General features: G+C 60.5%; 15 protein-coding genes. 6 read left to right on the top strand and 9 right to left on the bottom strand.

The window, feature by feature from the left end:
- Positions 1–266: 266 nt before the first annotated feature.
- Both AO268_RS08035 and glyA read left to right on the top strand, forming a co-directional pair.
- On the top strand, positions 267–4,118 hold the full coding sequence (locus tag AO268_RS08035) for a bifunctional diguanylate cyclase/phosphodiesterase (protein ID WP_099168373.1): 3,852 nt from the start codon (positions 267–269) through the stop codon (positions 4,116–4,118).
- A gap of 277 nt (positions 4,119–4,395) precedes the next feature.
- Complete coding sequence (gene glyA / locus AO268_RS08030) at positions 4,396–5,649, top strand: serine hydroxymethyltransferase (RefSeq protein WP_076963566.1); 1,254 nt, start codon at positions 4,396–4,398, stop codon at positions 5,647–5,649.
- 176 nt (positions 5,650–5,825) lie between these two features.
- Here glyA and yjiA read toward each other — a convergent pair whose 3' ends face one another.
- The 3 genes from yjiA to AO268_RS08010 all read right to left on the bottom strand — a co-directional run bounded on the left by yjiA (position 5,826) and on the right by AO268_RS08010 (position 9,214).
- Entirely contained in the window at positions 5,826–6,785 is a 960-nt protein-coding gene (gene yjiA / locus AO268_RS08025) for a GTPase (RefSeq protein ID WP_099168372.1), read from the bottom strand.
- Between the two features lie 149 nt (positions 6,786–6,934).
- The gene (locus tag AO268_RS08015; RefSeq protein ID WP_032861855.1) at positions 6,935–7,132 is read right to left on the bottom strand and encodes a YbdD/YjiX family protein; all 198 of its coding nucleotides are present in this window, start codon (positions 7,130–7,132) and stop codon (positions 6,935–6,937) included.
- Between the two features lie 15 nt (positions 7,133–7,147).
- A complete protein-coding gene (locus AO268_RS08010) occupies positions 7,148–9,214 on the bottom strand; it encodes a carbon starvation CstA family protein (RefSeq protein WP_076963563.1) in 2,067 nt (688 codons plus the stop codon).
- A 172-nt stretch (positions 9,215–9,386) separates the two neighbouring features.
- Between AO268_RS08010 and AO268_RS08005 the strand changes: the two genes are divergently transcribed.
- Positions 9,387–9,755 (top strand): PilZ domain-containing protein, encoded by a 369-nt coding sequence (locus tag AO268_RS08005; RefSeq protein WP_076963562.1) that lies wholly within the window; start codon positions 9,387–9,389, stop codon positions 9,753–9,755.
- Between the two features lie 34 nt (positions 9,756–9,789).
- Here AO268_RS08005 and radA read toward each other — a convergent pair whose 3' ends face one another.
- From radA to AO268_RS07990, 3 genes are all read right to left on the bottom strand, one after another.
- Positions 9,790–11,157: a DNA repair protein RadA gene (gene radA / locus AO268_RS08000; protein WP_057441136.1), complete on the bottom strand. Its 1,368-nt coding sequence runs from the start codon at positions 11,155–11,157 to the stop codon at positions 9,790–9,792.
- A gap of 35 nt (positions 11,158–11,192) precedes the next feature.
- A complete protein-coding gene (locus tag AO268_RS07995; RefSeq protein ID WP_076963561.1) occupies positions 11,193–11,723 on the bottom strand; it encodes an ankyrin repeat domain-containing protein in 531 nt (176 codons plus the stop codon).
- A gap of 61 nt (positions 11,724–11,784) precedes the next feature.
- Positions 11,785–13,326 carry a catalase gene (locus AO268_RS07990; protein ID WP_076963560.1) on the bottom strand — a complete coding sequence of 514 codons (1,542 nt, stop codon included), beginning with the start codon at positions 13,324–13,326 and terminating at the stop codon, positions 11,785–11,787.
- 288 nt (positions 13,327–13,614) lie between these two features.
- Here AO268_RS07990 and mscL point away from each other — a divergent pair, with 288 nt between their 5' ends.
- Entirely contained in the window at positions 13,615–14,031 is a 417-nt protein-coding gene (mscL, locus tag AO268_RS07985; protein WP_076963559.1) for a large-conductance mechanosensitive channel protein MscL, read from the top strand.
- A gap of 61 nt (positions 14,032–14,092) precedes the next feature.
- Here the strand turns inward: mscL and AO268_RS07980 are convergent, their stop codons facing one another.
- Positions 14,093–14,869 (bottom strand): ferredoxin--NADP reductase, encoded by a 777-nt coding sequence (locus tag AO268_RS07980; RefSeq protein WP_099168371.1) that lies wholly within the window; start codon positions 14,867–14,869, stop codon positions 14,093–14,095.
- Positions 14,870–15,341: 472 nt separating this feature from the next.
- On the opposite strand from AO268_RS07980, the gene AO268_RS07975 reads away from it, so the two are divergent.
- Both AO268_RS07975 and AO268_RS07970 read left to right on the top strand, forming a co-directional pair.
- Positions 15,342–16,052, top strand: a complete 711-nt coding sequence (locus tag AO268_RS07975; protein ID WP_076963557.1) for an autoinducer binding domain-containing protein — start codon at positions 15,342–15,344, stop codon at positions 16,050–16,052.
- Between the two features lie 176 nt (positions 16,053–16,228).
- Positions 16,229–17,353 (top strand): methyltransferase, encoded by a 1,125-nt coding sequence (locus AO268_RS07970; protein ID WP_099168370.1) that lies wholly within the window; start codon positions 16,229–16,231, stop codon positions 17,351–17,353.
- Between the two features lie 49 nt (positions 17,354–17,402).
- Here AO268_RS07970 and AO268_RS07965 read toward each other — a convergent pair whose 3' ends face one another.
- Both AO268_RS07965 and cydB read right to left on the bottom strand, forming a co-directional pair.
- Positions 17,403–17,570 carry a DUF2474 domain-containing protein gene (locus AO268_RS07965; RefSeq protein ID WP_076964558.1) on the bottom strand — a complete coding sequence of 56 codons (168 nt, stop codon included), beginning with the start codon at positions 17,568–17,570 and terminating at the stop codon, positions 17,403–17,405.
- A gap of 12 nt (positions 17,571–17,582) precedes the next feature.
- Entirely contained in the window at positions 17,583–18,590 is a 1,008-nt protein-coding gene (gene cydB / locus AO268_RS07960) for a cytochrome d ubiquinol oxidase subunit II (protein WP_076964557.1), read from the bottom strand.
- Position 18,591: the final 1 nt, after the last annotated feature.

Raw genomic sequence — 18,591 nt, 5'->3', positions numbered from 1 at the left:
CTCGGCGTCGGCGAAGGTCATCTGCTTCATCGGGAAACTCGGTGGGTGGGGTCGCGGTATTTTGCCAAATCAGAAAGTCTTTTTCAGAGTTTCCCTAGGGATTCTATTCAGACTGGCGGATGCCTTGATCAGTACTGGCCCGACCTGATAGTCCCGCCAGGCGGGACTGGCACTTTGCCACAACTCAGGGCATGCTAACCGCCCTCCGGGCGTCCGGCCTATAGTGCACGTCGCGCGCCAGTCCAGCCAAACCGCAGGATCACAGCTTGACCAACGTAACAAAGCCAAGCCCCTTGCGCGCAGCCCATATTGCGCCGGGTGCCCCCCTGCACGGAACTCTCAAGGGCGCGTTGGCGACGCTGGTCCTGCTGTTGCTTGCGCTATTGTTCTGGCAACTGCTGGACCAACTGCAGCAAAACCAGAAGAACCAGCAGCAATACACCATCGACTACAGCGCCGACCTGGCCGAACAGATCAGCCTGAACATGGCCCTGAGCGCGCAAATCGCCCTCAACCTGCTGCCGATCATCGAGCCGCCGCGCAACGCAGAACAACACCAGGCCTTGATGCGCAGCCTGCAGCGCTCATTGCCGGAGCTGCGCAGCGTCGCCCTGCTCGCCCCCAGCGGCGCAATCATCAGTGACACGGCCGACAACAGCCAGGACAGTGCCTGGCTCGAAGAGCTGGTCAAGCACAGCCATGCCCAGTCCTATTACCTAAGCAATAACAGCGATGGCTCGGTCATCTACCTGCTACTGCACCAACCCAGCGGCGGCACCAAGCTCTATTGGGCGTTGCGCCTGGCCCCCAATTACCTGGCCAACCTGACCCGCCAGGACGGCCAGGGCCCACGGCCGATGTGGGTGATTGAAAACCAGTTGAACCATCAGGTTGTCAGCCGCGACAGCGGCATGCCCAGCCAGTGGTCGGCCGGGCTGACCCCCGAAGAGCTGAACAAGACCGTCCTGGTCACCCCCTTGAGCAAAAGCGACTGGCAACTGCGCGGCCTGTTCGATCGCGCCGCCGTGCTGGAGCAACTGCTGCCGGCGTTTATCGGCAAGTGCCTGCTGGGCCTGGCCTTTTCGCTGATCCCGGTGCTGGTGCTGCTGAACATGCGGCGCCGCCAGCGCCAGGTCAACGAGGGCCGGCGCCGCTACCAGGATATTTTCGACGGCACCGGTGTGGCTTTGTGCGTGCTCGACCTGTCGGGCCTGCGCGGTTTCTTCGACAAAGCCCAGTTGCACACCCGCGAGCAATTGCAGGACTGGTTGCAAAACAGCCCCGAGCAACGCCAGCAACTGCTCAAGGAGCTGCGTATCACCGAGGTCAACCAGGTCGCCGTGCGCCTGCTGAACGTGGCGTCCTGCGAACAGGCCTGGGAGCGCTTGATCGACGGTTGCCCGCTGAACACCAGCGCCATTGGCTACCAGGTGCTTGAGGCGGTGTTGACCGAGCACAAACAGCTGGAGCTGGAGATTCAAATCAGCGACATCCAGGGCAACGACCAGTACCTGTGGCTGGTCATGCGCCTGCCGGAAGAACAGCACGACTATAAGGCGGTGATCCTCAGCATCAGCGATATCACCAGCCGCAAACTGGTGGAGCTGTCGCTGGTGGAGCGCGAGGCCTTCTGGTCGGACGTGGTGCGCACCGTGCCTGACCACCTGTATGTGCAGGATGTGATCAGCCAGCGCATGATCTTCAGCAACCACCACCTGGGCCACACCCTGGGCTACAACAAGCACGAACTGCAGCAGATGGGCGAGTATTTCTGGGAGATCCTGCTGCACCCCGAAGACGCCGAGCACTATCACGACCTGCGCCAGCAACAACGCACTGCCGGTTACCTGGCGCAGTTGCAATGCCAGTTGCGCTTTCGGCACCGCAACAACCAGTGGCGGCGCTTCGAGATCCGCGAACAGGCCCTGGCCCGGGACAAGACCGACCAGGTCACACGGATTATCGGCGTGGCCAAGGACATCACCGACCAAATCGAAGCCAGCGAATCCCTGCGCGACAGCGAGCAGCGCTACCGCATGCTGGCCGAAAGCATCAGCGACGTGATTTTCTCCACCGACAGCAAACTGGCCCTCAACTACGTGAGCCCGTCGGTGAATGCGGTGCTGGGCTATGAAGTCGACTGGATTTTCAAGAACGGCTGGCAATCGACCATCGCCAACCCGCAGCAACTGACCGGCATCTACACCCTGGTCGAACGGGTCAGCCGCGCCCTGGACCAGCCCGAAGCCCTGGCCCTGCTGCGCGATGATGTGCAGACCCAGCTGTTCCTGTTCGATTGCCTGCGGGCCGACGGGCGCAAGGTGCCGATCGAGCTGCGCCTGGTGCTGGTGTGGGACGAGCACGGCGCGTTCGAGGGCATCCTCGGCGTGGGCCGCGATATCAGCCAGCAACGCCGCGCCGAGAAGGACCTGCGCATGGCGGCCACGGTATTCGAGCACTCAACGTCGGCGATCCTGATCACCGACCCGGCCGGCTATATCGTGCAGGCCAACGAAGCCTTCAGCCGGGTCAGCGGTTATGCCGTGGCCGATGTGCTCGACCAGTTGCCGAACATGCTCACAGTCGACGAACAACAGGAAGCCCACCTGCGCTACGTGCTCAAGCAGTTGCACCAGCACAGCACCTGGGAAGGCGAAGTGTGGCTCAAGCGCCGCAGCGGCGAGCATTACCCGGCCTGGGTCGGCATTACGGCGGTGCTCGATGACGAAGGCGACCTGGCCAGCTACGTGTGCTTTTTCAGCGATATCAGCGAGCGCAAGGCCAGCGAGCAACGCATCCACCGCCTGGCCTACTACGACGCCCTGACCCACCTACCCAACCGCACGCTGTTCCAGGACCGCCTGCACACCGCCTTGCAGTCGGCCGAACGGCAGAAGTCGTGGGTGGTGCTGATGTTCCTCGACCTCGACCGCTTCAAGCCGATCAACGACTCCCTGGGCCACGCCGCCGGCGATCGCATGCTCAAGGAAATGGCCACCCGCCTGCTCGGCTGCGTGGCCGAGGACGATACCGTGGCGCGCATGGGCGGTGACGAGTTCACCCTGCTTTTGCAACCACGGGTCAGCCGCGAAATGGCACTGAACCGGGCGATTCATGTGGCCGAGCAAATCCTCGCCAGCCTGGTGAGGCCGTTTGTGCTGGAAGGTCGCGAGTTTTTTGTCACCGCCAGTATCGGTATCGCCCTGAGCCCCCAGGACGGCAACGAGCTGAGCCAACTGATGAAAAACGCCGACACGGCGATGTACCACGCCAAGGAACGCGGCAAGAACAACTTCCAGTTCTACCAGGCCGACATGAACGCCAGCGCCCTGGAGCGCCTGGAGCTGGAAAGCGACCTGCGCCATGCCCTGGACCAGAACGAATTCGTGCTCTATTACCAGCCGCAGTTCAGTGGCGATGGCAAACGTTTGACCGGCGCCGAAGCCCTGCTGCGCTGGCGTCACCCACGCCGTGGCCTGGTGCCGCCGGGGGATTTCATCCCAGTGCTCGAAGAGTTGGGCCTGGTGGTGGATGTGGGCGACTGGGTGATCGACGAGGCCTGCCGCCAACTCAAGACCTGGCACCAGAACAAGGTGCGGGTGCCCAAGGTCTCGGTGAATATTTCGGCGCGGCAGTTCTCCGACGGGCAGTTGGGCACGCGGATCGCCACCATCCTCAAGGAAACCGGCCTGCCGCCGGCGTGCCTGGAGCTGGAGCTGACCGAAAGCATCCTGATGCGCGAGGTCAACGAGGCCCTGCAGATCCTCGCCAGCCTGAAAAACCTCGGCCTGAGCATCGCCGTGGACGACTTCGGCACCGGCTACTCATCGCTCAACTACCTCAAGCAATTCCCCATCGACGTGCTGAAGATCGACCGCACCTTCGTCGACGGCCTGCCGTCCGGCGAACAGGACGCGCAGATTGCCCGGGCAATCATTGCCATGGCCCACAGCCTGAACCTGGCGGTGATCGCCGAGGGCGTGGAAACCCATGAGCAACTGGACTTCCTGCGCGAGCATGGCTGTGACGAGGTGCAGGGCTACCTGTTCGGGCGGCCGATGCCGGCCAATCGGTTTGAGGCGCAGTTCTGTAACGATGCGCTTTTCATGTTCGACTGAAAATCATGTGGTGGGGCAGATGGCCTCATCGCGGCATAGGTATCTACACAAAACTGATTGCTCCCACGCTCTGCGTGGGAGCGCCACCCTGGACGCTCCGCGTCCGCTTTTAAGCCCTGACGCAGAGCATCACTGGATGCATTTCCACGCAGAGCGTGGGAACGATCTGGCTACCATGAACGCCACTTGTCTGCGACATGATGTCCTTTCATATGCCATCTAAAACCCATTGGGTTAGAATGCCCCTCTTTTCTGCCCCCGATCCTTGAGGACCGCCATGTTCAGCCGTGATTTGACTATTGCCAAGTACGACGCCGATCTCTTTGCCGCCATGGAGCAAGAAGCCGTGCGCCAGGAAGAGCACATTGAGCTGATCGCTTCGGAAAACTACACCAGCCCTGCGGTGATGGAGGCTCAAGGTTCGGTTCTGACCAACAAGTACGCCGAAGGTTATCCGGGCAAGCGTTACTACGGCGGTTGCGAATTCGTCGATATCGTCGAGCAACTGGCCATCGACCGTGCCAAGGAACTGTTCGCCGCCGACTACGCCAACGTCCAGCCACACGCTGGCTCCCAAGCCAACAGCGCCGTTTACCTGGCCCTGCTGCAAGGCGGCGACACCATCCTGGGCATGAGCCTGGCCCACGGCGGTCACCTGACCCACGGCGCTGGCGTATCCTCCTCCGGCAAGCTGTACAACGCCGTGCAGTACGGCATCGACGGCAACGGCCTGATCGACTACGACGAAGTCGAGCGCCTGGCGGTCGAGCACAAGCCAAAAATGATCGTGGCCGGGTTCTCTGCCTACTCGCAGATCCTCGACTTCCCACGTTTCCGTGAAATCGCCGACAAAGTGGGTGCCTACCTGTTCGTCGACATGGCCCACGTGGCCGGTCTGGTCGCCGCAGGCATCTACCCGAACCCGGTGCCTTACGCTGACGTCGTGACCACCACCACCCACAAGACCCTGCGCGGTCCACGTGGCGGCCTGATCCTGGCGCGCGCCAACGCCGAGATCGAGAAGAAGCTGAACTCCGCAGTCTTCCCGGGCGCCCAGGGCGGCCCGCTGGAGCACGTGATCGCGGCCAAGGCCATCTGCTTCAAGGAAGCGTTGCAGCCTGAGTTCAAGACTTACCAGCAACAAGTGGTGAAAAACGCCAAGGCCATGGCCACTGTGTTCATCGAGCGCGGTTTTGACGTGGTGTCCGGCGGCACCGAGAACCACCTGTTCCTGCTGTCGCTGATCAAGCAGGACATCTCCGGTAAAGATGCTGACGCGGCCCTGGGCAAAGCCTTCATCACCGTGAACAAGAACTCGGTCCCGAACGACCCACGTTCGCCATTCGTCACCTCGGGCCTGCGCTTCGGCACCCCGGCCGTGACCACTCGTGGCTTCAAGGAAGCAGAGTGCAAGGAACTGGCTGGCTGGATCTGCGACATCCTGGCTGACCTTTCCAACGAAGCCGTGATTGACGCGGTACGTGAGAAGGTCAAGGCCATCTGCAAGAAGCTGCCGGTATACGGCGCTTGATTGCAGTTGCTTGAATGAAAAGCCCGGCGCTTGAGCCGGGCTTTTTTATGCCTGTTGGAACGCGGTCAACATGTGGGAGCTGGCTTGCCTGCGATAGCGGTGGGTCTGCCAACTCATCATTGACTGGTCTACCGCTATCGCAGGCAAGCCAGCTCCTACACTGGTCGCGTTTCAAGTCAGGATTGGTAAACCCGCGCAAAGCCCGCGCGAATCTTCTCTTGCGGCAACTCATCGGCAATAAACACAATCACGCTTTCCCGCAGCTCACCCTCGGCCCATTCGGTGTCCCAATCGAACCCGTAGAGCTTGAGCACGCCTTGGAACACCATGCGCCGGTCTTCCCCGGCGATGTTCAGCACGCCCTTGTAGCGCAGCAGTTGCTTGCCATGTTCTTCCAGCAGTTCATTCATGAACTCACTGAGACGGTCGATATCCAGTGGCTGCTCGGTGCGCAGTACCAGGCTGGAAATACGGTCGATGGACGGCGCCTGGCTGACCGGGCGCAAGGTCATGCCGGCGTTGAGGTTGAAGCCGCGCACATCCAGCAGTTCCGCCAAATCGATCTTGCCATGTTCCACCACACGGATCGGCGCACGGCGGTTGATGCGGGTCAGGCGCTGGCTGAGGGCCTCGAAGCTGGCGTCATCCACCAGGTCGCGCTTGCTCACCAGCAGGCGGTCAGCAAAGCCGATCTGCGCCTGGGCGATGGTCTGGCTCAGGTGGTGTTCGGCGTGGGCCGCGTCCACCAGGGTGATGATGCCGTCAAGCAGATAGCGCTCGCGCAGTTCCTCGTCGATGAAAAAGGTCTGGGCCACCGGCGCCGGGTCGGCCAGGCCGGTGCATTCGATCACCAGGCGGTCGAAGGCGATCTCGCCGCTGTCCAGGCGTTCGAGCAGCAGGTACAGGGCCTTGGTCAGGTCGGTGTGGATGGTGCAGCACACGCAGCCGTTGGACAGGGTCATGACCTGGACCGGTTCATCGCCCAGCAGTTGGGTGTCGATGCCAGCGTCGCTGAATTCGTTTTCGATCACGGCAATTTTCAAGCCGTGCTCGGCCTTGAGCAGGTGGCGCAACAAGGTGGTCTTGCCAGCGCCGAGGAAGCCGCTGAGGACGGTGACGGGGATGGGAGAGGACAAAATATTCTCCTTGAGGAAACACAAAACAAATGTGGGAGCGGGCTTGCCCGCGATTGCGATCTCACATTCAACATCTCTGTTGACTGACAGTCCGCCATCGCGGGCAAGCCCGCTCCCACAGGGGGTTACATAGGCCCAACGCTATTGGATCAACAGCACTTGGGCCCGCCCTTGCCGCCGTAACGGGCTTCCTGGCGCTCGCGGAAGAACGCCTTGTAGTCCATCACCGGCTTGTCCGGGTGTTTGGTTTGCATATGCTCGACGTAGGTGTCGTAGTCGGGCATGCCGACCATCAGGCGCGCAGCCTGACCGAGGTATTTACCGAGGCGACCGATGTCATTGAACATGCTTGCAACCCTCTATCACGCATCCGGCATGGCTTGGAATGGTGCTTCTTTATCCGTACGTTCCTTGGTGCCCCAGGCGGCCACGCCGACCTTGATGGCATAGAACAGGATGCTGAAGACCACGAACAGGAACAACACCGTCAACGTCGCGTTGGTGTAGGCGTTCCAGATCACGTGCTGCATCTGGTCGATGCTCTTGGCCGGGGCCAGGATCTGCCCGTTGGCCAGCGCATCGCTGTACTTCTTGGCCAGCGACAGGAAGCCGATCGCCGGGTTGGCGTCGAACAGCTTGATGAAACCTGCGGTGGTGGTGCAGATCAGCAGCCAGACCGCCGGCAGCAGGGTCACCCAGATATAGCGCTGGCGCTTCATTTTGATCAGCACCACGGTGGCGAGCATCAGCGCGATACCGGCCAGCATCTGGTTGGAGATGCCGAACAGCGGCCACAAGGTGTTGATGCCACCCAGCGGGTCGATCACACCCTGGTACAGCAAGTAGCCCCACATCGCCACGCAGCCTGCGGTGGCGATCAGGTTGGCGGTCCAGGATTCGGTACGCTTGAGCGCCGGCACGAAGGAGCCGAGCAGGTCCTGGAGCATGAAGCGCCCGGCACGGGTCCCGGCGTCAACGGCGGTCAGGATGAACAGCGCTTCAAACAGGATCGCAAAGTGGTACCAGAACGCCATGGTGTTTTCACCCGGCAGCACACTGTGCAGGATCTGCGCAATACCGACCGCCAGGGTCGGCGCACCGCCGGCACGGGCCAGGATGGTGGTTTCACCGATATCGTTGGCCACCGCCTGCAGTGCTTCGGGGGTAATCGCAAAGCCCCAGCTGCTGACGGTTTGCGCCACGGTCACCACATCAGTGCCGACAATCGCCGCTGGGCTGTTCATGGCGAAGTACACGCCTGGCTCGATCACCGAGGCGGCAACCATGGCCATGATCGCCACGAACGACTCCATCAACATGCCGCCATAACCGATATAGCGCGAGTGGGCTTCATTGGCCAACAGCTTGGGCGTGGTGCCCGAGGAAATCAGCGCATGGAAACCCGATACCGCGCCACAGGCGATGGTGATGAACAGGAACGGGAACAGGCCGCCCTTCCACACCGGGCCCGTGCCATCGATAAACTGGGTCAGCGCCGGCATTTTCAGGTCGGGCATGGTGACCAGGATGCCAATCGCCAGGGCGATGATGGTGCCGATTTTCAGGAAGGTAGACAGGTAGTCCCGCGGCGCCAGGATCAGCCACACCGGCAAGACCGCCGCCACAAAGCCGTAGCCGACCAGCATCCAGGTGATCTGGATCCCGGTGAAGGTGAAGGCCTTGGCCCATACCGGATCAGCGGCAATCTGCCCGCCGAGCCAGATCGACCCCAGCAGCAACAGCACGCCGATGACCGAGATCTCGCCGATGCGGCCCGGGCGGATGTAGCGCATGTACACGCCCATGAACATCGCGATCGGGATGGTCGCCATCACCGTAAAGATGCCCCACGGGCTTTCGGCCAGGGCCTTGACCACGATCAGCGACAGCACCGCGAGAATGATGATCATGATCAGGAAGCAGCCAAACAGCGCGATGGTCCCGGGAATGCGACCCATCTCTTCGCGGACCATGTCCCCCAGGGAACGGCCGTTGCGACGGGTGGAGAGGAACAGGATCATGAAATCCTGCACCGCACCCGCCAACACCACGCCGGCAATCAGCCACAAGGTACCTGGCAGGTAGCCCATCTGCGCCGCCAGTACCGGGCCGACCAAAGGCCCCGCGCCAGCAATGGCGGCAAAGTGGTGACCAAAAAGAATATGTTTGTTGGTCGGCACATAGTCCAGACCGTCGTTGTTGATCACTGCGGGGGTGGCCCGCCGTGGATCGAGTTGCATCACGTTATTGGCGATGAACAGGCTGTAGTAACGATAAGCCACCAGATAAATGGCGACTGCCGCGACTACAATCCACAAGGCGTTGATCGCCTCGCCGCGCCGCAAAGCCACGACGCCCAGGGCGCACGCGCCTACGATTGCCAGCAACAGCCAGGGTAGGTGGCGGAGCAGGCTATTATTATTTTTCATTTTTATATTCCAGCCAGGTTGGACAGAAAGACAGCCAGTCCGAGTTTAGCGCGCTGGGCCCTAAAGACCAGCCCCCTACGTTGGTCTAGAGCCTTGCCGGGGCGAAAAAAACGAAATAAACGCCCGATAATGCGGTAAGGCTACAATCCTTGTATCTCCAGAGGGCTTCACCATGAGCGACCAGCCGTCAGATCGCCGCCGTTTTCGGCGGATTGCCTTCAATGCCAAGACCGAGCTTAAGCAAGGCGGCCAGCAATGGCAGGTGCAACTGGTGGATTTATCGCTCAAGGGGCTGCTGGTGCAAAAGCCTGCGCCCTGGTTGGGCAAGGACGACGAGCCCTTTGAGGTGGACATTCACCTGGACGCCGACACGGACGTGAGCATGCAAGTGCGGCTGACCCATGACGACAAGGGGCAACTGGGGTTTGTGTGCACGCATATCGACCTGGATTCGATCAGCCATTTGCGCAGGTTGATCGAGCTGAACCTGGGAGATGAGGAAGAGCTGCATCGGGAGCTGGGCGAGCTGCTGATCCTCTGACCGCCCAACCACATTGGTTTTCTAGTGTTGCGGGCTATTCAAACAAGGCATCCAGTGCCTGCTCCAGCCGCGTCACCGCAATCACCTGCAACCCCGGCGGCGCCTCCTTCGGCGCATTGCCCTTGGGCACGATGGCGCGCTTGAAGCCATGCTTGGCGGCTTCCTTGAGCCGCTCCTGGCCACTGGGCACCGGGCGCACTTCACCCGACAGGCCCACCTCGCCAAAGACCAGCAGGTCATGGGGCAGCGGCCGATTGCGCAGGCTCGACATCACGGCCGCCATCAAGGCCAGGTCCGACGCGGTTTCCAGCACCTTGACCCCGCCGACCACGTTGAGGAACACGTCCTGGTCATGGGTCGGAATCCCGCCGTGGCGATGCAGCACCGCCAGCAGCATCGCCAGGCGGTTCTGATCCAGGCCCAGGGTCACCCGGCGCGGGTTGGCCAGATGGCTGTCGTCCACCAGGGCCTGGACTTCCACGAGCATCGGCCGGGTGCCCTCCCACGTTGCCATCACCACACTGCCCGGCACTTCTTCCTGGGCGCGGGTCAGAAAGATCGCCGAAGGATTGGAGACTTCTTTCAGCCCCCGGTCCGTCATGGCGAACACCCCCAGCTCGTTGACCGCGCCAAACCGGTTTTTTACCGCCCGCAACAGGCGCAGGCGTCCATCGGACTCACCCTCGAAATACAGCACCGTATCGACCATATGCTCCAGCACCCGCGGGCCGGCCAGCGCGCCTTCCTTGGTGACATGGCCCACCAGGAAAATCGCCGTGCCGCTCTGCTTCGCGTAGCGCACCAGCAACGCTGCACTCTCACGCACCTGGGACACCCCGCCCGGCGCCGATTGCAGTTGCTCGGTGAAGATTGTCTGGATCGAGTCGATCACCATCACCTTGGGTTTTTCCACACGGGCGGTGGCGATGATGCTTTCGATGCAGGTTTCGGTCATGACCCGCAGTTGGTCCTGGGGCAAGCCCAGGCGACGGGCGCGCATGGCCACCTGTTGCTGGGACTCTTCGCCGGTGACGTACAAGGCCGGCATGCGACTGGCGATGCTGCACAGGGTCTGCAGGAGGATGGTTGACTTGCCGATGCCCGGATCGCCGCCGATCAGTACCACCGAGCCGTCCACCAGACCACCGCCGAGTACCCGGTCGAGCTCGCCGGATGCCGTGGAAAAACGCGGGATTTCTTCGACGCTGACTTCTGCCAGGGTCTTGATCTGGGCTTGTTGCCCGGTCCAGCCGGAGCGACCGCTGGGCGCCGCAGCCCCGCCGCTTTCAATCATGGTTTCAGTGAGGGTGTTCCACGCCCCGCATTCGCCACACTGGCCCGCCCATTTGGGAAAGGTCGCGCCGCACTCCGTGCAGCCGTACATGCGCTTGGCCTTTGCCATCTGAGAACCTCCAACCGAAAAACCGCGATGATAGCTCAGCGTGGCGCTGCGGTACGGATTTCACCGTTGGCCAATCGTGTGGCGCTGTTGCCCAGCGGGTCTTCGGCGTCCAGGTCGGCGCCCTGGGCCTTGAGTGCATCGAGCAATTCGACGCGCTTGAACAGCCCGGCGTACATGGCCGCCGTCTGTCCGGCGCCGTTGCGCTGGTCGGGGTTGCAGGCGGTGCCCAGCAAGCGTCGGGCAATGCTCAGCTCGCCCTTGAAGATCGCGCCCATCAGCGCCGTATTGCCACGTTTGTCCTGGACACAGGCATCGGCACCAGCGGCCAGCAGTTGCTCCACGACCGGTTCGTGCCCGTGATAGGCGGCCAGGATCAGCGCGGTGTAGCCCTTGTCATCGACGGTATTCAAGGAATAGCCCGATTCGATAAAGGTCGTGAGCATTTCCACGTCGCCACGCCGGGCGGCGTCGAAGTAGTAATCCTGTAACTGCGCCTTGAGGGCCTGCGGGTCGGCGAACACACTCAAGGACCAGCAGGTCAATAGTGCCCCTATAAAGCTACGCATCTTCAACCTCCTCTACGGCTTCTGTAGGCGCGAGCGTGCTCGCGCCTACAGAAGGGCTGGATCAGTCCGTCAGTTTTTCCGCCAGGGCCTTGACCCGCGCCAGGTCGCCCTTGGCCACCTTGGCCACGCCCGTGCCGTACTCCGGGTCGGCCTTGTAGAGGAACGACAGGATGATGTGCTTGCTGACGTCATCCGAGGTCGCCAGGGAACCACCGAAGTTCTCGATCAAGTCCTGGCGTTCCTTCTTGCTGAAGGAGCGGTACAGATCGCCTGCTTGCTTGAAGTTCTGCTCGCGCTGGATCTTCGCCTGCTGGGTGCTACCGGCCAGGGGCATCTGGCTGTAGCGCGCGCCTTGCGGCTCTTGCCGGGGTTCCAGGCGGCTTGGCTGGTAGTTCACGCCCGTGCTGGTCTTGCCCACGTTCATTGCACCATCCTGGTTACCGTTGTTGACGGTGACCCGTGGCGCGTTGATGGGCAGTTGCAGGGCATTGGCGCCCAGACGGTATATTTGCGTATCGGCATAGGAGAATAACCGGCCTTGCAGCATACGGTCTTCCGACGGTTCGATACCCGGTATCAGGTTGGACGGGGCCATGGCGACTTGCTCGACTTCCTGGAATACATTGCCCGGGTTGCGGTTCAACACCATTTGCCCGACTTTGCGCTCGGGAACATCGGGCCAGATCTTGGTGGAGTCCAACGGGTCGAAATCGAACTTGGCCAGTTCTTCGGGCTTGAGTACTTGCACGTACAAGTCCCACTTGGGGAAGTCGCCCTGGTTGATATGGGTCACCAGGTCGTTTGTCATATGGCTGTAATCACGGCCCTGGACGTCGATAACTTGTTTGGGATCCAGGTTCTTGATGCCTTGCAGGCTCTTCCAGCGAAACTTGACGTAGTGCGCTTCGCCCTTGGCGTTGATCAACTTGTAGGCATGTACGCTATTGCCGTCCATCTCGCGATAGCTGGCCGGGGTGCCGGAGTCCGAATACAACTCGGTGAGGGTACGGGTGGACTCTGGAACATGGGAGAAGAAGTCGAAGCGACGGGAGTCGTCATCCAGGTTAGTGCGCGGGTCCGGCTTGAAGGCATGCACCATGTCCGGGAACTTGATGGCATCGCGGATAAAGAACGTCGGGAAGTTATTGCCCACCAAGTCCCAGTTACCTTCGGTGGTATAGAACTTGGTGGCGAAACCACGGGGGTCACGCAGGGTTTCCGGGGAGTGGTTGCCGTGGACTACAGCGGAGAAACGTACAAACACCGGCGTGGTCTCGCCGGCGGCAAACACTTTGGCCTTGGTCAGGTCGCTGAGGTTATCGGTGACGGTGAAGGTGCCGTGGGCGCCGGTGCCACGGGCATGCACCACACGCTCGGGGATGCGTTCACGGTCAAAGCGCTGCAACTTCTGGATCAGTTGCACATCCTGCAGCAGGACCGGGCCGTTGGCGCCGGCGGTTTGTGAGTTCTGGTTGTCGCCTACGGCCGCGCCATTATCGCGGGTCAGGTTGGCGGCGCTGACCGACAACGACAATAGGCTGGTACTGGCAATCAACAGCAGATTGCGCGCAGCAATAGACCTGCGGCTAGTAAGGTTTTTCATCAAGCAATCCTCTGGTTTTTTGTAATGCACTTTTACAGGTGCTTGCCAGAGGCTAGTGATCCTGGCGCCAGAAGATAAATAGAAAACACATACCAAGCCGATTGAAAAAATAGTGTGGTAAAGCGTTGAAATGCCGGCTATTTCGCGCGCGATTGATGGCACTTTGCAAACTATTTGCGATTTAATGTGTCGATTACAACGAACAGTGTTAGCAGTTGTATCAAGCAGGCCACTGCAGACTGACTTACACTGACTTCCTCTCCTCTCAACTGTAACAAGGAATAACCTATGGGCGTGATCAGTGAGTTCAAGGCCTTCGCGGTCAAAGGTAATGTGGTCGACATGGCCGTCGGTATTATCATCGGCGCAGCCTTCGGCAAAATTGTTTCATCCTTTGTAGGCGACGTGGTGATGCCTCCCATCGGCCTGTTGATCGGTGGTGTGGACTTCGGTGATCTGGCGGTAACGCTCAAGGCAGCCCAGGGCGACGTCCCGGCGGTGGTCCTGGCCTACGGCAAATTCATCCAGAGCATCATCGACTTTGTGATCGTCGCGTTCGCGATCTTCATGGGCGTCAAGGCCATCAACCGTCTCAAGCGTGAAGAAGCTGCCGCGCCAAGCCTGCCACCGGTGCCCACCAAGGAAGAGGAACTGCTGGGAGAGATCCGCGATCTGCTCAAGGCCCAGAACAACAAGCCCCTGTAGCCGGCCCGCAACCCCTGTCGGCCGTTGAATCAAAAAGGCGCCTCTCACCGGGCGCCTTTTTTTACCAGTAGTTTTCTACCGCCACCTGCCCTGGCCGACGCGTCAGGCTCAACTGCATATCGCGCTGCTTGAGCAATTGCCGGGTGTCATCAATCATCTGCGGGTTGCCGCAAATCATCACCCGCGAATGCTCCGGCGTCAGTGCCACGCCTGCTGCACGCTCCAGTTCGCCATTCTCGATCAGGGTGGTGATCCGCCCATTCAATGCACCTGGATGCTGCTCACGGGTCACGAGGGGCAGGTAGGTGAGTTTATGGGCGTATTCGCTCAGGTACTCACGCTCGCCCAATTGCTTGATAAGGCTCTGGTAGGCCAGCTCCCGGGCTTCCCTGGCGCTGTAGACCAGGATGATGCGCTCGAATTTTTCCCAGACTTCAAAGTCCTGCAGAATCGACAGAAACGGCGCGATCCCCGTGCCGGTGCCCAGCAACCACAGGTCGCGGCCATCGACAAATCGATTGAGGGTCAAGAAGCCGGTGGCCTGGCGCTCCACCAGCAACTCATCGCCCACGCGCAAGCGGCTCAGCTCACTGGTGAACTCCCCGCCGGGAACCACGATGGAGAAAAACTCCAGGAACTCATCGAAGGGCGACGACACCACCGAATAGGCACGCCATACCAGGCTGCCATCGGGCTTGGTCACGCCCAGGCGCACGAACTGCCCGGCGGTGAAACGAAAACCCGGATCACGGGTAGTGCGCAGGGTAAACAGGCTGGGGGTCAATGACTGCACATCGATCAGGGTCTGGCGTGTGAATTTTTCCGCACTGGCCGTCATGGGGGGCTCCGCTCTACAGGTAACCCCTAGTGTCCCCCAAAGCGTCGCCCGGAAACACCGCTGGTTTGTAGTGACATCCAGCCAGGCGTGCCATTGAGGTTGTTTAGGGGGGGTAAAAAACCAGATTCGCGGTAGGGTCAATATGTTGAATATAAAGAGATAGCAATATGACACCAACTAAAACTATTTAGCTATTAGCTCCTGTCCATCGGCGTTACCTCCAACTATCCCTCATGCGCCACATGCGTTAGCAACTATCAATAAGCTTATGAAAAATATAAAAACCTCTACCTTGCGCACCCTCCCAACCACATTTTTCCAACAAGACGCCAACGATCATTTCCACTAAGAAACGCCCTGCTAAGTGCGAAAATTCCCACCCTGGATTTGGATGCTGTCCTACACTCGATTCGGTAACGCTATGAGGACGTGCGTTACGGACAATCAGGATATGACTCATGGAGTGTGATCGATGGTCAACTGGCGAAACACACGCGTACCCAAACTTGAAGGTGAGGATGAGGTGACCACGATGTTTGACGCCGCTCTGAACATTACATATGAGCTAGGCTTTGAATATTGCGGTTTTATAATGGGCTCCAATGCTCTTTACCGGCCGAACAGGAACATCCACCTCAACAACTATCCAGATGAATGGAACAGAATCTACAAAGCAGAAAACTACTTTGAAATAGATCCCTTGGTCTCTCACTGTAGACGCGATGTGCTACCGCTCGTCTGGGAAGAGAAGACCTTTTCAGCAGTACCTGACATGTGGGTTCACGTACAAACCCAAGGGCTGAGTTATGGCTGGGCCCAGTCGGTGCATGACTTCCGGGGTTTTTTCAGCATGATCCGCCTGGGGCGGCGCGAGCGTCCGGTGTGCGCCCATGAACTCTACGAGAAAGCGGGCCAGGTCCTGTGGATATGCCATGCCCTGCATACCGTGGTCGCCCAGACCTATGCCAAGGAGCCGGTGTTCCAGTGCCCCAATAAACTCACCAACCGCGAAACCGAGATCCTGCAATGGTCGGCCATGGGCAAGACCGCAGCCGATATCGCAACGATCCTGTGCCTTTCAGAGCGTACCGTCGGCTTTCATATCAGCAGCGCCATGAGAAAGCTGGGGGTCACCAACAAGATTGCCGCCGTGTTCACGGCCATGAGGCATGGCCTTTTCTAGTGCCACCTGCATCGATCCGACTGAAAACACCGAATGTAATACCCGTGAAAAAAACGTAACATTTACGACCAGCTCTGAGTGATGACGCCGCCCGTCAAAGCCCGCGTCGCAGTCCACTCAGAAGGTTCCTCGCCCAGGCCCGGAACACCCGTCGATTATCCAGAGTTTCCCCCGCCATGCCCCTGCTCGATAGCCCCTTCGCCCAACTCGACCTGATCCGCCAGCCCGAGCAGCAAAACGAACCACTGCAAGCCTTCGATGCGGCCGACGAATATATGCTCGCCTACCTGGCCGAGCAGCAACCGGCCAGCAGTACCCGCGTGCTGGTGCTCAATGACAGTTTCGGCGCACTGGCGGCCAGCCTTGAGGGGCATGTGCGTGTCACCACTAGCGGCGATTCGTTCCTGGGCACCCAGGCCCTGCAAAAAAACCTGGTGCGCAACCACAAGACCTTCGATGCCGTGTCGATCGTGCCTGCCAGCCAGGTGCCGCGCGGGCCCTTCGATCGTGTGCTGATCCGGGTGCCAAAAACCCTGGCGTTGCTGGAAGAACAGCTGATCCGCCTGCAAGGCCAACTGGCACCCGGTGCCGAAGTGATCGCCGGCGCGATGGTCAAGCATCTGCCGCGCGCCGCCGGTGAACTGCTGGAGCGCTACATTGGGCCGATGCACGCGTCGCTGGCGGTGAAAAAGGCACGACTGCTGATTGCCACCCTGGCCGACCGGCCCCAGGCGGTATCGCCCTACCCCACGCGTTACCGCCTGGACACCCCGGCCATCGAGTTGCTCAACCACGCCAATGTGTTCTGCCGCGAGGGCCTGGACATCGGCACTCGGGCGTTTCTCCCGCACCTGCCGCACAACCTGGGCAGCGCACGCGTGGCAGACCTGGGTTGCGGCAATGGCGTATTGGCGATTGCCAGCGCCCTGCAAAACCCCGAGGCGCAGTACACCCTGGTGGACGAGTCCTACATGGCCGTGCAATCGGCCGCCGAGAACTGGCACACGGCCCTGGGTGATCGCCCCGTGACCATTCGCCCCGGCGACGGCCTGGCGGACCAGGCGCCGCAATCGTTGGACGTGGTGCTGTGTAACCCACCGTTCCACCAGCAGCAGGTGGTGGGGGATTTCCTTGCCTGGCGCATGTTCCAGCAGGCCCGCGAAGCGCTGGTAGTTGGCGGCGCGATGTATATCGTCGGCAACCGTCACCTGGGTTATCACAGCAAGCTGGCGCGGCTGTTCCGCGGGGTGGAGCAGGTGGCGGCAACCCCTAAATTCGTGATTCTCAAGGCCCGCAAATAAGCCACGCAAAAAAAACCCTCCGTGAGGAGGGTCAAGACTGCATGGGATGTCAGGGAGTACTCAGGCCCGCGGCGTTCATAAACATGCGCATCAGGCTGGCCACCACGAACAGGGCCAATACGCTACCGGCCCAGATCATTGCCAGCCAGCCCAGGCGCTGCCAGAGCGGCTTTTTCTCGGCCTGTTCGATATCGTCCAGTGAAGGTTTACCGGTCATGGTCCAAGCCTCCTAGTGATAGCCGTCTTCATGGGTCACCTTGCCGCGGAACACGTAGTAGCTCCAGAAGGTGTAGCCCAGGATGAACGGGATGATGAACAGCGTGCCCACCAGCATAAAGCCCTGGCTTTGCGGCGGCGCGGCGGCATCCCAGATCGAGACCGACGGCGGGATGATGTTGGGCCACAGGCTGATGCCCAGGCCGCTGTAGCCGAGGAAGATCAACACCAGCGTCAGCAGGAACGGCGTGTAATGGGCGTTGCGGGCCACGGCACGCACCAGCGCATACAGGGTCACCAGGACCAGGATCGGCACCGGCAGGAACCAGAACAGGTTCGGCAGGGTGAACCAGCGCGAGGCGATTTCCGGGTGAGCCAGGGGTGTCCAGATACTGACGATGCCAATCACCGCCAACAACACGAACGCCAGGGGCCGCGCCAGGTTATGCATCTGCTCCTGCAACTTGCCTTCGGTCTTCATGATCAACCATGTGCAGCCCAGCAGCGCATAGGCCACGATCAGGGCCACGCCACAGAACAGGGTGAACGGGGTAAACCAGTCCAGTGAGCCACCGGCGAACTGGCGGTCGACCACCGGAAAGCCTTCGATAAACGCCCCCAGCGCCACGCCCTGGAAGAACGTCGCCGTCAGCGAGCCGCCGATAAACGCCTTGTCCCACAGGTGGCGCTTGTCATCCTTGGCCTTGAAGCGGAACTCAAAGGCCACGCCACGGAAGATCAAGCCGATCAACATCAGGACCAGGGGCAGGTACAAGGCCGAGAGCACCACCGAGTAGGCCAGCGGGAACGCGCCGAACAACGCCGCGCCCCCCAGTACCAGCCAGGTCTCGTTGCCGTCCCAGACGGGGGCGACGGTGTTCATCATCACGTCACGGTCGGTCTTGCCCGGGATAAAGGGGAAGAGAATGCCGATCCCCAGGTCAAAGCCGTCCATGATCACGTACATCATGATGCCGAAGATGATGATCACAGCCCAGATCAGCGGAAGATCAATACCCATG

The organism is Pseudomonas sp. ICMP 8385 (genome assembly GCF_002699915.1).
GTDB classification, from domain to species: Bacteria; Pseudomonadota; Gammaproteobacteria; order Pseudomonadales; family Pseudomonadaceae; genus Aquipseudomonas; species Aquipseudomonas gessardii.
The sequence above is the reverse complement of the archived record's forward strand: the minus strand, read 5'-3'. Positions and strand labels throughout refer to the sequence as shown.

Bases quoted from the DNA above. Each gene is read 5' to 3' on its own strand.
- glyA (WP_076963566.1), top strand. From the start codon at position 4,396: ATGTTCAGCCGTGATTTGACTATTGCCAAGTACGACGCCGATCTCTTT.
- AO268_RS08015 (WP_032861855.1), bottom strand. From the start codon at position 7,132: ATGTTCAATGACATCGGTCGCCTCGGTAAATACCTCGGTCAGGCTGCG.
- AO268_RS08010 (WP_076963563.1), bottom strand. From the start codon at position 9,214: ATGAAAAATAATAATAGCCTGCTCCGCCACCTACCCTGGCTGTTGCTG.
- AO268_RS08005 (WP_076963562.1), top strand. From the start codon at position 9,387: ATGAGCGACCAGCCGTCAGATCGCCGCCGTTTTCGGCGGATTGCCTTC.
- radA (WP_057441136.1), bottom strand. From the start codon at position 11,157: ATGGCAAAGGCCAAGCGCATGTACGGCTGCACGGAGTGCGGCGCGACC.
- AO268_RS07995 (WP_076963561.1), bottom strand. From the start codon at position 11,723: ATGCGTAGCTTTATAGGGGCACTATTGACCTGCTGGTCCTTGAGTGTG.
- AO268_RS07990 (WP_076963560.1), bottom strand. From the start codon at position 13,326: ATGAAAAACCTTACTAGCCGCAGGTCTATTGCTGCGCGCAATCTGCTG.
- mscL (WP_076963559.1), top strand. From the start codon at position 13,615: ATGGGCGTGATCAGTGAGTTCAAGGCCTTCGCGGTCAAAGGTAATGTG.
- AO268_RS07980 (WP_099168371.1), bottom strand. From the start codon at position 14,869: ATGACGGCCAGTGCGGAAAAATTCACACGCCAGACCCTGATCGATGTG.
- AO268_RS07975 (WP_076963557.1), top strand. From the start codon at position 15,342: ATGGTCAACTGGCGAAACACACGCGTACCCAAACTTGAAGGTGAGGAT.
- AO268_RS07970 (WP_099168370.1), top strand. From the start codon at position 16,229: ATGCCCCTGCTCGATAGCCCCTTCGCCCAACTCGACCTGATCCGCCAG.
- AO268_RS07965 (WP_076964558.1), bottom strand. From the start codon at position 17,570: ATGACCGGTAAACCTTCACTGGACGATATCGAACAGGCCGAGAAAAAG.
- cydB (WP_076964557.1), bottom strand. From the start codon at position 18,590: ATGGGTATTGATCTTCCGCTGATCTGGGCTGTGATCATCATCTTCGGC.